This is a genomic window from Candidatus Megaera polyxenophila (assembly GCF_029982035.1).
Lineage (GTDB): Bacteria > Pseudomonadota > Alphaproteobacteria > Rickettsiales > Rickettsiaceae > Megaera > Megaera polyxenophila.
This window is the reverse complement of the sequence record NZ_CP104166.1, coordinates 1,025,382-1,040,871: the sequence shown is the minus strand read 5'-3', so window position 1 is coordinate 1,040,871 and position 15,490 is coordinate 1,025,382. Positions and strand designations below refer to the sequence as shown.

The following is a 15,490-nucleotide window of genomic DNA, read 5'->3' as shown; positions in this document are numbered from 1 at the left end:
TAAAATTTAAGCAATGGTAAGAGTAGTATTTTTATGGGAAAAGGGGAAAAAAGGTTTGAAGAGCATAAGGAGCATAAACTAAGAGGAAAGGGGATAGTTATATCACCCCAAGATATTCTTAAAGCTTTGAATAAGTTTGCTGCGATTTTGCTGGTTTCCGGGCCAGAAGAGTTAACATTGGCAAAAACTAAGGTTGCTGTGGAAAAAGAAAAAATCGAGCAGGAAATAGAGGAGGACGTACAGAAAGCAAAAAAAATAGCACAACTCGTTCAAGAAATAGAAAGAATAAACGAAAAAATTATATACTTACCTAAAAAAGAGAGGGAAGACCTTGGGCTTTCTATGGTTTCAACTAAGCCTAACCGAGGCGATATCCAAAAAATGGAAGCTATAATAAAGAAAAAGCAAAAAGAATTCAATAAAGAATTAGCTGAAAAACAAAAAGAGCTGCAGACATTAAGGAGCCCAAGTTCTGAACCTTTGCAACCTTCTAAAATGGTTGATTCCCTTATTTATTTGCCTTATCGTCATCCATTGAATGAAGTATCACTTAAGCTAGAGAGTTTGGTAGTAGAATTATCTGCGCGGGAATTAATCGATACAGCCAATAGTCTGATTTCTCTAGCTCGTATCGAACCTCTTAAATCCAAAATAAATTCAAGGAAAGATTTCTTAAAAACCACAAAAGAGAAATTACCTTTACTTACAAAATTGCCTAATAAACCAGGTGATGAAGATAATATAGGAGGTTTTATCTTTAGTATGAAAAACTTACAGGGAGCATTTGTCGCTGAGCAAGAAATCAACGATCAACGCATTAATTTTCTTCAGGAAAGTACTGATTTGTTAATAGTTTTGCGCGGCTACTTAAAAACATGGGGAGACCGTAAGCTTATGCCCGAAACAGGGGCAATTGATTTTAGTGAAGGGGGGATGATAGGTTTTTTAGAGCCACTTTTATCTGAAGTAGAGGAAATAGTAAAGAAGGTAAGCCTTCTAGGGAAAGATTTTTCCTTATTATATGACTTTGTTGAACCTGATAAAAGCAGCTCACAAAATTTAATGATCCTTCTAGAAAACTATAGGGGGGTTTTATATAAACAAAAGGAATTTAATCATAAAAAATTTCTTAAGGTTCAGGATTTTTATGATTTAGGGTTTGTAAGGGGAAAGGATGGAAGTGTAAAACGAGAAGATGTTATTTTACGCCCGAAATATGGGCAATTAACCACAGTAGATCAGGAGGGGTCAAGTCAAAAAACTATAGACTTACAAGAAGAGTATTTTAAAGATTTATCGGAAATTATTATCTCGTGTTTTAATGAAAGCAGCCTGACTAGTAAACCGCTTTTAACAAGGGCTATTAGTAAATATACGGATAAAAGTAGCCTAATGTCTATTGTAATGGAATATCTAGATCCAGAAGAGTTGCCTTTGAATTTTTCAAAAGAACCAGAATATTTGATTAATTCTAGTTTAGGTAAAGCTAAATATTATTTGGAGCAATTAAAATATACAGATACAGCGATTACTTCATTAACAAAAATGCAGACAGAACATATCGCGGCTAAAAAATTTGAAAATTCTCTCTTTTCTAATATTTATCAAGCAATAGGAGACGTTTTTGAGGAATCTATAATTTCGATTATTAAAGAGTATGCATATTTATCATCTTCAGAATTCCTTTCTAGATCTTCTGCTTATAAGTATAATGAATCAGAGAAAAGTTATTATAACAAAATTTTAGGAATCAATGAAAATATAAAATTTTTAGCAAAAGCTCAAAATGCTATTAAATTTTGTTACTATTTGCGTACTTCTGGCAAAGTTAGTGAATTGCAGGAGTTTCTATCTAATCTGAACTTTATTAACATTGAACTATCGTTTTCTAATAGTTTTACAAAATTAGTGAACGGAAAACTTAATGCGGTTTTATTCATCGACCAAATGATAAAAGTTGCCACAAAGATTACAGGGTTTTTTGATTTTAATACTGTAAAAAAATTGGAAACAGATACCCGGTTAAAAATTGAGACATTAAAAAATATAGAAGATTACCTTGTTAAGGATTTATCTTTAGTAATAAAGAGCTTAGTAGGAAGAACCATAGAACAAGAATATTCATTACTTGATAGTGCGGGTTATTTTATTGACCATATAGACTCCGAAGGAACAAAGAATATCAAAATACCTGCGCTGTTAAATATGCTAATCAGGCTTGCCGATTATAACCCAACTGTTTCAAAACAGTTATTTAATACCAAAATTTTGGACGATTTAGTAAAAAGAGCTTTATTTGAAAAAGAGAATATTTCTAAAGTGCTTTATGATGTAATTTGTTCAGGGTACGCCGATATGGAAATTATTGATCAATTCTTAAAAGTAGGGGCAGATATTAATTTTGTATATAATGGTAAGGGATACCTACATTTAATAGCAAACAAGCTAACAGAAGTTGGTAGGGAGTCTCAGCTTAATTATAAGGAAGTATATGACATACCTCGTATTCGGCAGTACAAGATTGATCATAATAAGCAGGATAAGCTGATTGAAACTGCTTTATTCTTTGTAGAGAAAGGAGCAGATATTAATCTGAAGAATAAAGATGGTAGTGGCTTTTTAACGAGCCTTTTTGGTAAATTACCAGGAGAACAGGGCAGATATTTGTATTTAGTATTTCTTAGGGATGAAAATATACTTAAGCAGTTATCACTAGAAGATTGCGATGTATATGGCAGGAATCTGTTGCATTTGTTATTTAGGGATATGTTTGACTTTTTTTATAGTAGTAGTGATAAACCAAGTGCTAAATCGGAATTTATTAGTTCCTTATTTTCCATCGTGCGTTCTATGAAAGCAGGACAAGAAGATATGGTTGATAAAGAAGGCAATACAGCAGGTCATTATCTAGCATCTTCAATTACTGAGGGATATCTAAAAACTAAAGATTCACATGGACATAAAAATAGGTTTCCAGCAGTTGCCTTTAACTTAAATATAAAAAATCACTATGGTGAGAATCCTTTACATGTAGCTTTTTCTAAAGCCGGAGATCCTTTTGCTTTTTATGAATTTGCTTTAAGTAAATTTTGTCCTGTTGTTGGTTGGCATGATGTAGGGTTACTCGATTTACATGCAAAAAATAAACAGGGCAAAAGTGTATTAGATTTGGTAATAAAATCAGGTAGTAAGATGATTGCTTCTACAATTAATACTTACATGGGGGCAATTGTTTTTGAACTAGGAAAAACAGATGACGAAATATTTTATAATCTGCAAATCGCTCGTCAAGTAGTCAATGAATTTCTTAAGACTAAACCGGAAGTACCAACTGATGAGATAGACCAGACTATTTACCTACAAAAGATGTATGATCCTACCATGGACAGCAGCTCTTCCTGTTCTTCTATTTCATCCTCATCTAGCAGTAGTATGACGTCATATTCGATTTCGTCATCGTCGTCTTCTTCCTCATCCTCCTCTTCGGGTAGTATGTCATATTCTTCCTCCTCTACATCATCTTCCTCTATATCTGAGGTTGCACTTGGGTCAGACGGAGAGATAGTAACAATACCGGGAAGAGCTACCAGAGCGGGTACAGAACTTTCTTGGCATCCAGTCCCATCAGATATAGATACGATCCCATTAGAAAAATTCTTGTCAGGCGATAATGGCTCGATGCAGGATCATTGTGATATGTAAGGGCTTGATAGTAAAGATAAATTTAATCCTATACTGTTGGCGGAATGGAGATTTACCTATTCCCCATCCTTTAGGGTTAAGTTAAAGTAATTGATCTAATATTATATTTAATTCGAGCGTTAGAGTAAATTTACCCATATAATACTTGCGTAGCGGCTTAAATTAATATATATTTGGCAAGTCTATTATATTAGGGAGGGGGTGTAGCTCAGTTGGTTAGAGCATCTGCCTGTCACGCAGAAGGCCGCGGGTTCGAGTCCCGTCACTCCCGCCACGTGGTACAATTATTGATTTTTTCAAATTCTGAGAACGGGAAAGCTAATGTATAACATAGCTTACGGCCTTTTAGTTCCAGGTTCGCAAATATAAAATTCAGTAATTCCCTTTTTTCATTTACTGTCGAACCCTTGAAAGTTTCATAAGCTTGAGAGCTAATGTTTATAAGACCTATAAGCTTTTTTGAAAATTTATCATCTACTCTGTCGTAGCTTTTGAGTAAGTCACTTAATTCATATTGACGTTCTTTTAATTTATTTTTTTTATGTAAAAATTCTTCCCTTGTTAAAATTCCATCAGCTACCAGATCTATTAAATTATCAAGTTTATTTTGAATTGATGTATGTTCCTGTTTTAATGCACTAATTTCACGATTAAAATTATGTTTTTTTCCTTCATTAACATTCATCAAATATTCAATTACCTGCTTTAATATATCAGGATTCTTTATTCCAAGGTTTTGTAAAATATCTTCAAGCTGTTTAGTTATTTCATCCTCTCTAACCCATAACTTCTTTTCCGGATTATCAGGATCCGATGTTCGTAAGTATGTCCACTCTGCCACTTTACCATTTGCATATTTCTTGGTTTTGGTATCAGAAGTTACCAACCGGCCGGTAATAGCACATTTTAATATACCCCTAAACAGAAATTCCTTCCCCCTATACTGAAAGGGTTTTTTATTCCATCCCATACGTACTGCCTCGCAAGCTTTAAATACTTCTCTAGTAGTAATAACCTCATGACGATGTGGCCATAATTCGCCTTTTACTCGCATTTCACCATAGTAGAAGGGATTCTGGATCATCCTATGTAAAACTGTCTTATTTATGTAATGACCATTTTTACTACGTAAACCCCATCTTTTCGCTTTTAATACCATTTCAGATAAAGTATATGCTCCTGTTGCGTACTCTTCAAATATTTTTGTGATTAAAGGGGCCTTGATGGGATCAACTATAATTAGTCCCCTACCGCGTTCATCTCTTTTATTCAAATAACCAAGTGGTGCACTACCATACCATTCCCCGTGAACCTCAACTTTCTGTTTAAAACTTTTTTTGACATTTTCACTTAAGAGATCAGTATGACATTTGGCAATAACAACTCCCATCCCCCACATCATTAATTCATGGGCAGTAGATTCCTGATGTATAACGTAACTTTCACTATTAAAATGTAATTCCAGTTTACCTTTTCTAACTAATTCATCAAGTAAGGGAGTTTCTTTCTGGCTTCTTTGAATGCGATCTACCTTATCGGCAACAAATGCTATAGGCTCACGATGCTGTTTTATGAATTTGATAATTTCCATAAATTCCTTTCGATCACCCTTAGTTGAAGATTCAACTATTTTAAACTTCTTTAAAATATGCAATCCTTTTCGATCACAATATTTTTCCAATCTTTCAGTTTGTACTTCAAGAGAATAGCCTTCCTGTTGATCTTTAGAGGAAACTCTGGATAAAATAACGGCTTTTATTGCTTTCTCTGCCATAGTGTTTTTATCAAATTGATTTTTAATAACAAGTTATAAGCTAATTTGTAAATGTTAAAGCTATTTTTATCCACGTTTTTTACATCAGAAACTAATTAATAGCCCAATAACCTCTCTTGAAAGTTTTTTAAGGATCAGCTAGCGCCCTTCAACGTAATAACAATCATATCGCATGTTCATAGTCCCTTCATTTGCTTAAAATTATTAAACCAACCAAGAATACTTTCAACTATCCAACGTTTAAGAATTACCTAAAAATATATTTGATCAATAATTTTACGAGCAATTGCAAGTAAACTTAAAGTTAAGTAGGATATTTTGCCCTACTTTTTGCGAGCACTTCTTTTGGTACCATCACGATCCTGGACGTTAAATACCTGTATTTCGCATGATAATGCTAAACCAGGAATATCTGTAGTTATATGACGATTTCTACCCTTAACTTTTTACCGGCATCATATACTATAGATCCCCTTTTGACTAGTCTTAACAGATTGAATCTCGATAATTCTTACAGTCGGCGTTGACTTTTTAGCAACTTTCTCTCTGATCTATGTATCCATATATTTCTTGATCCCTTATATTCGTAGGGTACATGCCTTCACGTATTAATAGGAGTTTATAAAATAGAAAGTAATTGATGGATACTAACTAATTTATAATATAAACGGTATTAATAAAGAGCAAATAACTGATTTTGTCTATTTAATCCAGCAAATCCTGTTTTATTTGAAGATCAATAATTTTTTGGCAAAAACCTATCAAGTTACGGGCTAATTTTCTTGATTCTTTTTCGTCTATTTGATCCGGACAAGATGCCAGGATACTAGCTGCTATCCCATTAAATATTTCATGTTGTGACCTACCGGTTTTTATTGAATCAAGAAAATGCTCTTCTGTTACCGATAATGTTTTGGCAACAGGTGCCCTTTGTTTATGAGTTAAAGTAATTGTTGTAGTAGATTCGGTATACCTGATTTTTTTCATATTGTTTATATCACTTATATACAATTTCTTTAGTCAATAGTTCAATAGGTTAATAGTCTTTGCAATCGGTATTTACGGCACGCAACCAAAATACCGGTAAGTTGCCCTGCTTAATTAACCTGAATGTGAGTATTTATAAGGATTTACGAATTTTATTTCCGTTAATTATTTAATGAGGTGGTTGCGCTGCTCGCAACCATTTTAAAATTCTTTGTAATTATCCTCAACCCGTGGTTTTCTATAGGGATAATTAACTTAAGATTCAGCATTTTATGCGTCTAGAAAAATTTCTTAAACTAGAGAAATTATCAATTCCAGAATTTGCAGAAATGATAGGTGTAAATAAGAGCGCAGTTTTTAGATACATACATGAAGGTTCTATACCAAAAGCCCCGGTTATGACAAGGATTTACCTTGTAACAAGAGGAGCAGTTTCGGCAAATGATTTTTATAGACTGACTGATCAGATATTTGATGTGGAACTTGAAAAAAATATTCTTCCTAGAGAAGCATTACATGCTGATTCTTTTAGATAAAAAGTTGCGTCCGGCACAACGATTTAAAATAATTTTTGGCTTGTTTTAGGGAAGTCGATAGAATTTGCGGTTGCCTGTTATAAATCGGGGTTTTCAAGTATCAGTTGTCCGGATATTCTTAAGAAATCACTTATAGGTTTTTATGGACTTATAGTTGTATAAAAAATTAGAAACAAACCAAGTATAGATAAAATTTATGACCTAGTTAAATCAACCACTTTCATCTGAGAGATGAAAGTTTGATCTTTGCGACTAGAAGTCGCTTATCAAGCTAAAGCTCATTCTAGCCTAATATTTGAAGTAAAGTCGGTCTCATGAGCGTCAGTGTGTTTGTTGATATATTCGTTAATCATATCATCTGTAACATTACCGCTAGTTGAACTGAAGTATCCTCTGCCCCATAAATGTCTACCCCAGTATTTCTTTTTTAGTATCGGAAATTCTTCCTGTATTCTTTTAGATGATCTTCCCTTAGCTTTCTGAACAAATTCACTAATTTTAATATGCGGAGGAATATTTGCAAATATATGGACATGGTCGCTTGATACAACGCCATTTTCTATCTTTATACTCATTTCCTCAGCTACCTGTAACACTAGTTCCCGAACACGTTTTTTTATGTCGTAAGTAAGTACCTTATAGCGATATTTCGTTATCCATACTATATGATAACGATGATAAAAAACTGAATGTGATCTTTTGTTATAGTAAGTCATAGACTTATGATGCTACCGCATCATGGCGCATTAGACAAGCTAAAGCTTTTCCATCTGGAAGATGGAGGTTTTCACCACCAAAGGGACTATAAACAAGATAAATGCCCGCCCGGTATCTTACTTGAGTCCTACAAAACCTGAAAGATATCTATGGCGAGCAAATAAGTACAACCTGAGTTTTAACCAAACAAGATTGCAGATATGACCATAACACAAAAAGCAAACGGGTGCAATAAAGCTGCTGACCCGACTAAAAATAATTTACCTTTTTTTCAATCGTACGGCTCGATCTTTGCACCATGCCAATTTGGATTGCCGGAAGCAGTAATTATAACCGAGCTTTTATCTTTAAGATATGAGATCGGTGATTATAACGGGGATTTCATCTTAACCGACTGTTTTGCACATTTCCGAAAAAAGTTTGGTATGAGCAAAATAGATATGCAAAAAGCATCATGCCATTTACACGGATCAGGTATAATAACCCGCTCTTTTCGGGAAATTACCGTAGGATATCAAATTCATAAAGAACTGGATATTAGGTTAAATATTACCGGTTTAACTGATTTATCGGAAGCGGAGGTATGTTGATATGGAAATGTTACCGCTTGATAATCAGTATAATTTTAGAGGAAATATCATCCCTGATGAATGGTATGTAAGGTTTACTAACGGTAGGGGATCGCCTGATCTGCCCTTGATCTCGATACTATCTGAAATAGTTTACTGGTATAGACCTAAGGAAATTAGGGATCCTCTCACCGGTCAGATATCTTACGTACCTAAATTTCCTGAAGATATATGGCAAACTTCATACGCTCATTTTGAACGCAAGTTTGGTTTTAATCGGGAGAAAATTCGTAAAGTTCTTGTCAAACTTGAAACTATGGGAATTATTACCCGAATATTCCGTAATGTAACTTTAAGGGGACAAGAATATAATAACAGGCTTTTTATTGATTTGCATAAGGATTCGTTACAGCTATCTGAAAGTAAGAATCAGGATAGCTCAAACTCCTGTAAACCACTTTTTTTTAGTTCTAAAAAAGTTGATTCTTCCCACTTTTTAGTATCACCCTCTCCTCATTTGCAAGGAATAGATAAGAATAAAGAAGAGAATAATAAAGATAGATCTAGATCTATGGATTCAGGTGCTACTGAAAGGGGAGAGGTAAGCGCGCAAGAGAGCGAATTCCAATCCAGGGAATCTACATCTAATTTTTGCAAAAATCCTTTTGATGCAATATCCGACAAGAGCGCAAAAAGTTTGAAAGACTTTTATCCCTTAACCCAGAAAGACTGTCATCAATTGCAGTCATTATCGAAACGTGAATTTTCTCTTCGGGTAATGAACGAAATACTGCAGGACATGGCAAGACGTCTAACTGACAGGTTTTTTAAAAGCAGGAAAGCTTTTTTAAATTATATGGGAAAGGTTTTTACCTATGAGAAAAGACAACCGGAAAAGGTTAACAACGATAATTTTAGAATAAGGAAAAATATGACAGAGGATGAAATCAGTTTTGAAGCAAAAGAACAATACCTTACCGAAATAGAAAATAACCCGGAAGTATCACCGCAACAATGTTTTAAAAAGCTGATAGCAGCGGTGCTGTCTCAAGACAAAGCCTATAACCTGCTTAAGGCTTATAAATCGATTAATGTCCGGGAAGGAGTCATTATCTTAAATCTTGATAAACATATGGAACTTAGCAAAACGGATGAGGAAATCATCCTGAAGCAGGCTCAATCTACTCATGACCGGATTAGTTTTGATGAAGCAGGTTCCGGGTTTATTAGCAGGTTACAAATCGTTACACCGGACGCAAAAGAGAAAAGCTTATCTGATTATGAGTTTAGTGATGCTGCCATTCTGGGTAAAAATAGCCAAACCGTTAACACCGAACAGGAACAGCAAATATCCGGTGATATCTGGGAAACGGTACGAAGTAAGTTTATTGATTTAGTACCTCAGGGCAAATTACTGGATCAGCATTGGATAAGCAAGCTGGAAGCAAGTATTGATCAAAATTCAAGAAAATTAACCTTAAGGGCTCCGAGCAGTTTTGTCAAGGACTGGGTATCAGATAACTATATGCATCATATTGTGAGATTAGCAGGAGCGATGGGTTTTGCCGTAGGTCTTGGTTATGGCAACGAAAAACCTTACTACAGCAAACTGTAAAAAATACGCACGGAGTTAAAGAATATGATTTTTATGATCAGGAAAGGAGAAATTAAAAATTCTGCAGTTAAAAGGTTATTAATAATTATGGCAGGTTTTGCAGTATTAAATTCATATACGGCCGAGGCTAATTCCCAAATTGCCAATATTAGTTACTGGTATGATGATTCAGATATCAGGAATGTTATCAGGAATCGCCTTGGTGATAGTGTATATATTGCCCCTGCAATACCAAGCAACACTGAATTGATCAAGGATGTAGTAGCAGCTGCTTTGCTTGAGGCACAAACAGGAAAACCTGCACTGATACCGGTAAATCTGAATAATAATCACTGGACGGGGATTGCAATCAGGAGGAAGCTTGATGGTAATATTATCGTATTTTACAATGATTCTTTCGGCACTCCCGTCGGCGGAGTAAATAGCGAGAGCGGTCAGTACATCGCTGCTATAAAAAAGATACTACCGACTGCCGAAATAGTTGATTTGCGGGTTCATCAGCAGAACGACGGATCGAGTTGCGGAGCATTTACTGCCGAGAATCTGATAGCTTTAGCGGGTTTAAGTCAAGTAAACCTAACCCCTGAAGCAGCAAGAGCTTTACTTGCTAATATTAACGACGCACGAACCATCCGTATTCTACACCTTGGTAGCCTGCAGGCAAAAATAATAACAGCTGCTGAAATAATAGCAGGAAGCGTAGCCGGTAAGTATGTGGAAGCAGTAAACAGAGTTGCCTTTTCCGATATGGCAAATTTTGCCGGAGCTACAGCGGACAGGCTTACTCATCTGTATCTGATTGATACCGGCAATATGGGTGTATCCGGCGGAGACGAGGAATCCGGTTACGGACTCTGGGTTCGGGGGAGCTACGGAAGCGGCATATTCAAGTCTCAGGATTCTCTGGAAGTAAAGCAGAAATCTGCGGGAGGATCTATAGGTTTTGACGGCAAGTTGGATGACGATACCATCATTGGTATTGCTCTAAATCATAACCGGACAAAACTTACGCCAAAATCCACTTCTGAAACCGTAGTAAGTAATATCAGTAATAATACCGGTAGCAGGTTTAGCGGTGATATCGGATCACTTATCGGTAGTCTTTACGGAAGTATCAACATGAATGAAAGGCTGGTACTCGGCGGTGAGGTTAGGCTCGGTCAGGTTGATGCTAAAGTCAACTATTACTCCCTGATTAACGGCAATAACAGATTCAAATTAAAAGGGGAATTACTCGGGGGATCTCTAGTAGCTGATTATTATTACCCTATAGCTAAACTCTTTGTCGTTCCAAACCTTGGCATTTCTTATGAGACCATAAGATTCAAGGGCAAGGATCAGGGAAATCTGAAGATTGAAAAGCTTGCTATTCGAAGACCTGCAATTAAGGGAGGAATTGCTATAACGGGGATTTTTCAAGTTGGAGAATGCCAATTGATCCCTGAAATCAAAGCAGCGTATGAAGCAGGATTTTCCCCTAAATCAAACAGACTAAAGATAAGGAATAGCGGCGGGCTGGTTCTTTCCGATTACAGGATACCTGTGCTGAAAGATTCATACAAACTTGGAGCAAGTATAGGGATTACATACTCAAGGTTTGAGGCAAGTGCCGGTTATGAGCAGGCACGTTACAGGCGTTATTTTGGAAGCAGCTTTTATGGAAAGCTGCGGATTAATATCTGATAAAAACTGACAATAAAAGGGAGGAACAGTCATGGGACGAAAAAGCAGTTATTTGGAGCAAATGGATAAATTCATCGGTAGGAAAATCTATTTCCTTCGTCTGGCAAAAGGATTGAGTCGTGCTGAGTTATCAAAAGTAATAGATGTAACCTATCAACAACTACAAAAGTATGAAAACGGAACGAATCGGGTTTCTGCTTCGAGATTACTGCTAATAGCTAAAGCTCTGGAGCATGAGATACCATATTTTTACGAAGAGTTTGAAAAAAGTGATAACAGTCTGCAAGGTAGCAAGAAAATTTAGACGCACTGCTATAGGGGTATCCATCAGGACATAATCAATACCCTTATTAAATCCCTGTTAAAGAAAGGGTATGCGTAAATAAATCAAATTAACTGAAGGGAGTAAAAATAGATGAGCAAAGAGAAGAAGGAGGAATTTTTAGGATATATCCTCCTGCAAGATTTTAGAAATTTGTGGGAGTTCAAGATGGCTTGTATGAAGCGTGATCGAAAGCTTACCGGTGAAAGATACCATGGAAAATTCCATGAGATAATAGCAAGAATCCCAACGGGGTTTGTAAATCTATTTTTCTAAACAATTTAACTAAAGAGTAAGAATAAAAATGAGCTACAAACAATTGGTTTATAAGAATAAACGAGACAGAAAGTTTCTTAAAATAATAAAAAAGATGAATTCCGGAAGAATAATAGTAACTTTTTGCGCGTTAATTTCCGTATTTATTCCGGAGGCCCTGGCAATTGATCTAGATGCGGGAGGCAAGGCTTTTTTTGAGCCTGTCGTTGCCTTTAGCAAGGTGTATACACCGGTAGCAATATTCATAGGCGGAGTTGCCGGCCTTGCTTTTACTCCGGGAGAGCCAAAAACAAAAATAGCCGGTGCTGCCGGCGGGATGGCTCTTGGCGGACTCCTGATTAAAGCGGCGGAAAAAGCATTCGGTATTGTCTAAATTATTAACCCACCAATTAAATACCCGACATAACTATTGCCAAGAAGGAAGGAATTTGTATAATGCAATAATGTCAAAAAGTGAAGATTTTAGGAAATTATCAATAAGCGCACAAGCGTCGATGAGAAAGATTGCTCTAAAACTAGTAAAAAGAGGAGAGAGTCAATCGTCGGTAGGTGAATTAATAGGAGTGAGTCGCCAGACAGTAAATGAATGGGTAAGGAGGGAAAAGAGAGGCGACAAGTACGCAATTAGTGGGAAGTTAAGAGGTAGAAAGATAGGAGAGAAAAGGCTTATAACCGAAGATCAAAGTAAAATAATACAAGGGTACGTAAATATCTCTAGACCAGAAGATCACAATATCAAATCAGCATTATGGTCAAGAAAATCAGTTAATGCACTCATCAAAAAACATTGTGGATTTTTTCTTCCCCTAAGTACAATAGGCGAATATTTAAGAAGATGGGGGTATACTGCACAAAAGCCAAAGAAGTTAGCATATGAGCAGCAACCCAAAAGGGTTCAATTTTGGTTAGATGAAGAATATCCGTCAATAGCCAAGCAAGCAGAATATGAAAAGGCAGAAATACATTGGTGCGACGAAGTAGGGATAAAACAAGAGTGTCAGGTATTACAAAGCTATTCTTTAAAAGGAAAAACCCCTGTTGTGATTCATAAATCGAAGAGATTTAGTATAAACATGATATCCACTGTTACAAATAACGGTAAGCTAAGGTTTATGCTGTACGAAGAGACACTAAAAACAAATGTATTTATAGAATTTTTACGGAGGTTGGTAAAATACTCCAAGAAAAAAATCTTCTTAATCCTAGATAATCTCAAGGTTCATCATAGCAAAAAAGTACAAATATGGACTCGGAAACATAAAAAGAAAATTTCTTTATTTTTTCTGCCTCCGTATACTCCGCAACATAATCCGGATGAATATTTAAACAACGATTTAAAAAGAAATGTAAATAGGAAACATATACCTCTTACAAAATCTGAACTCCAAGGGAATTTAAAATCTTACCTAAGGACTCTGCAAAATAACCCAGAACATATCAAAAGATTATTTCAGGCGAAAGAAGTAAAATATGCCGCCTAAGTCGGGTATTTAATTGGTGGGTTAATAGCATGGGAGTTACATATCATGGAACGAATATATTTAAGTAAATGCCTGAACAGACCCGTAAGAATAATGGGTTCCTCCTTTTTTGGCGTTATCGGGGGAGGAGTAGCAATGCTTTTAATGTGGATATTATTCAGTATGCCGATAGGGATAATTTCATTTGTCGGAGGGTATGCTTTAGGTAGGGCATTTGGGATTATCTGGCATAAGGGGAGATGGCAGAGATGGATTTACTGGCATTTACCGTTTGCCGGGCTAATAGGAGGTAAAAACCTACCACAATCGCATATGAGGAGATTTTTCTAAATGGAAGATACAAGGCTTATGACGGTTCTTGAAAAAGTAACTAGGCAACGGAACATGATTTTAATTGCCGGTGGGATTATGCTGTTTAGCAACCTGTGTCTTTGCTTTAGCATAATGAGCATGAATCGAGAGGTGATACTGGTTCCCGGTATTGATCGGGAATACAGGATAAAGGGCACCGACGTATCCTTAAGTTATCTGGAAGAGTGGAGCAGGACTACACTGGTTGGGTTACTTGATTTAACACCGAATAATGTACTGCATAAAAAGCATATGATCCTGCGTCATACCCTAACAGGCAGTATTCAGGATATCAGTCAGTACTTTGCTGAAAAATCGGAGCAGCATAAGGAGTTTGATCTGATTACCTATTTTACGGAGACGAAGCCGCTGGAAATCGATCCTGAAACCTTATCGGTAAAGGCAACGGGGATTTTAACGGTCGGTTACGGGAAGAGGTATTTTGAGGATAGGGAGGCGGAATACTTACTTGAATTTCAGATGCAGGGAGGAAAGCTCAAACTTAAGAAGTTTACTGAAATTATCAAACCGGATTTAAAGAGTCCCGTAAAAAAACAGGATGAAGAGGAGCAGGTATGAAAACGGGTCGGAAGAGAATAATCAGCAGCGCTATATTTGCATATATTTTGATATCACAGAATGTAGCCTTTGCTACTTCCCAAGGTGCGGTTAGTAGCCCTGCAAATGATTTAAAGGATTCTCCCGCCGTTCTTTCCGGTGATGTTACTACTAAAGATATTGAGGCTTTGCTTGCAGGTCAGGGCATAGCTGCTTTAGGGTTACAGCAATATGAAACGGATAGATCTGCAAGAATCAGAGCGTTCATTAGTTACGGTTTGCAGAACCGTTTTCAAGTACAGGGGAGGAAAATCAGGGAAGTAATAGGTCAGGGATTTTTATACAGTATCAATAGTGATGAATCTGGTAACCATGTTTTTATTACGCCTGTTGCTGCGAAAGGGGAGATGATTGATCTGACTTTTATCTGTGATAACGAGCGGGCAATTGATTTAAGTTTGCAAGTTCTGGAAGGGAGAAGTCAGTCAATACTGATTAATGAAAAGGAATTACCCGTTACTGAAAATAGCAGCAAAGAGGTTGCCTGTAATCATGAGCAGGAAATAGCTGCCGTCCATCTACTTAAAATGATGATCAAGGATAGAAAAAGCAGGTATGACGTAGAAATCTTCAATAAGAGTGTGCCCAATACCTTGACCGGAGAAGATACCTCAGGTCTTTCGTTTGTTATCGACCGCAGGTACGGCTGGGCAAAAAACAATCTTAAAGGGCTTAGAGTTGTTATTAAAAATCACGGCTTAGGGTCGATCCGGTTAAGCCGGGAAATCATGAATGATTTATTTGAGGATGTAAAATCGGTACATATTGCTCCTGCTGAGCTTAGGGGAGGAGAAAGTGCTTTTGCATATGTTATCAGAGAGGACGGTAGATTCGGTCAGAACGGAGAGAAGGAATAATC

16 protein-coding genes and 1 tRNA gene are annotated in these 15,490 nt (G+C 36.4%); 14 read left to right on the top strand and 3 right to left on the bottom strand.

From position 1 onward, the window contains the following. Positions 1 to 33 precede the first annotated feature (33 nt). Complete coding sequence (locus N3Z16_RS05620; RefSeq protein ID WP_282485734.1) at positions 34 to 3,702, top strand: ankyrin repeat domain-containing protein; 3,669 nt, start codon at positions 34 to 36, stop codon at positions 3,700 to 3,702. A 197-nt stretch (positions 3,703 to 3,899) separates the two neighbouring features. Further along, positions 3,900 to 3,976: transfer RNA gene (locus N3Z16_RS05615), tRNA-Asp, on the top strand. Here the strand turns inward: N3Z16_RS05615 and N3Z16_RS05610 are convergent. After that, positions 3,965 to 5,476, bottom strand: coding sequence for a recombinase family protein (locus N3Z16_RS05610; protein WP_282485733.1), 1,512 nt, complete (start codon positions 5,474 to 5,476; stop codon positions 3,965 to 3,967). The genes N3Z16_RS05615 and N3Z16_RS05610 overlap by 12 nt on opposite strands. Before the next feature lie 705 nt (positions 5,477 to 6,181). Further along, entirely contained in the window at positions 6,182 to 6,463 is a 282-nt protein-coding gene (locus N3Z16_RS05605) for a hypothetical protein (protein ID WP_282485732.1), read from the bottom strand. A gap of 272 nt (positions 6,464 to 6,735) precedes the next feature. Here N3Z16_RS05605 and N3Z16_RS05600 point away from each other — a divergent pair, with 272 nt between their 5' ends. Further along, entirely contained in the window at positions 6,736 to 6,999 is a 264-nt protein-coding gene (locus N3Z16_RS05600) for a helix-turn-helix transcriptional regulator (protein WP_282485730.1), read from the top strand. A gap of 278 nt (positions 7,000 to 7,277) precedes the next feature. Here the strand turns inward: N3Z16_RS05600 and tnpA are convergent, their stop codons facing one another. Then, positions 7,278 to 7,715, bottom strand: coding sequence for an IS200/IS605 family transposase (gene tnpA, locus N3Z16_RS05595; RefSeq protein WP_282485546.1), 438 nt, complete (start codon positions 7,713 to 7,715; stop codon positions 7,278 to 7,280). A 6-nt stretch (positions 7,716 to 7,721) separates the two neighbouring features. Here tnpA and N3Z16_RS05590 point away from each other — a divergent pair, with 6 nt between their 5' ends. The 11 genes from N3Z16_RS05590 (at position 7,722) to N3Z16_RS05540 (ending at position 15,488) form a co-directional block, all read left to right on the top strand. Continuing rightward, entirely contained in the window at positions 7,722 to 7,856 is a 135-nt protein-coding gene (locus N3Z16_RS05590; protein ID WP_282485728.1) for a hypothetical protein, read from the top strand. 60 nt (positions 7,857 to 7,916) lie between these two features. Further along, entirely contained in the window at positions 7,917 to 8,306 is a 390-nt protein-coding gene (locus N3Z16_RS05585; protein WP_282485727.1) for a hypothetical protein, read from the top strand. Position 8,307: 1 nt separating this feature from the next. Then, positions 8,308 to 9,900 carry a DnaA N-terminal domain-containing protein gene (locus tag N3Z16_RS05580; RefSeq protein WP_282485726.1) on the top strand — a complete coding sequence of 531 codons (1,593 nt, stop codon included), beginning with the start codon at positions 8,308 to 8,310 and terminating at the stop codon, positions 9,898 to 9,900. A gap of 33 nt (positions 9,901 to 9,933) precedes the next feature. Continuing rightward, positions 9,934 to 11,583, top strand: coding sequence for an autotransporter domain-containing protein (locus N3Z16_RS05575; protein WP_282485725.1), 1,650 nt, complete (start codon positions 9,934 to 9,936; stop codon positions 11,581 to 11,583). 31 nt (positions 11,584 to 11,614) lie between these two features. Next, the gene (locus tag N3Z16_RS05570) at positions 11,615 to 11,887 is read left to right on the top strand and encodes a helix-turn-helix domain-containing protein (protein ID WP_282485724.1); all 273 of its coding nucleotides are present in this window, start codon (positions 11,615 to 11,617) and stop codon (positions 11,885 to 11,887) included. A gap of 111 nt (positions 11,888 to 11,998) precedes the next feature. Continuing rightward, complete coding sequence (locus tag N3Z16_RS05565) at positions 11,999 to 12,181, top strand: hypothetical protein (protein ID WP_282485722.1); 183 nt, start codon at positions 11,999 to 12,001, stop codon at positions 12,179 to 12,181. Positions 12,182 to 12,209: 28 nt separating this feature from the next. Next, the gene (locus N3Z16_RS05560) at positions 12,210 to 12,554 is read left to right on the top strand and encodes a hypothetical protein (protein WP_282485721.1); all 345 of its coding nucleotides are present in this window, start codon (positions 12,210 to 12,212) and stop codon (positions 12,552 to 12,554) included. Further along, positions 12,547 to 13,662: an IS630 family transposase gene (locus N3Z16_RS05555; protein WP_282485720.1), complete on the top strand. Its 1,116-nt coding sequence runs from the start codon at positions 12,547 to 12,549 to the stop codon at positions 13,660 to 13,662. The genes N3Z16_RS05560 and N3Z16_RS05555 overlap by 8 nt, the downstream gene beginning before the upstream one ends. A 45-nt stretch (positions 13,663 to 13,707) precedes the next feature. Continuing rightward, a complete protein-coding gene (locus tag N3Z16_RS05550) occupies positions 13,708 to 13,992 on the top strand; it encodes a hypothetical protein (RefSeq protein WP_282485719.1) in 285 nt (94 codons plus the stop codon). Continuing rightward, positions 13,993 to 14,592, top strand: coding sequence for a TraE/TraK family type IV conjugative transfer system protein (locus N3Z16_RS05545; protein ID WP_282485718.1), 600 nt, complete (start codon positions 13,993 to 13,995; stop codon positions 14,590 to 14,592). After that, complete coding sequence (locus tag N3Z16_RS05540; protein WP_282485716.1) at positions 14,589 to 15,488, top strand: TraK domain-containing protein; 900 nt, start codon at positions 14,589 to 14,591, stop codon at positions 15,486 to 15,488. Before N3Z16_RS05545 ends, N3Z16_RS05540 begins: the two co-directional genes overlap by 4 nt. The last annotated feature ends 2 nt before the right edge of the window (positions 15,489 to 15,490 follow it).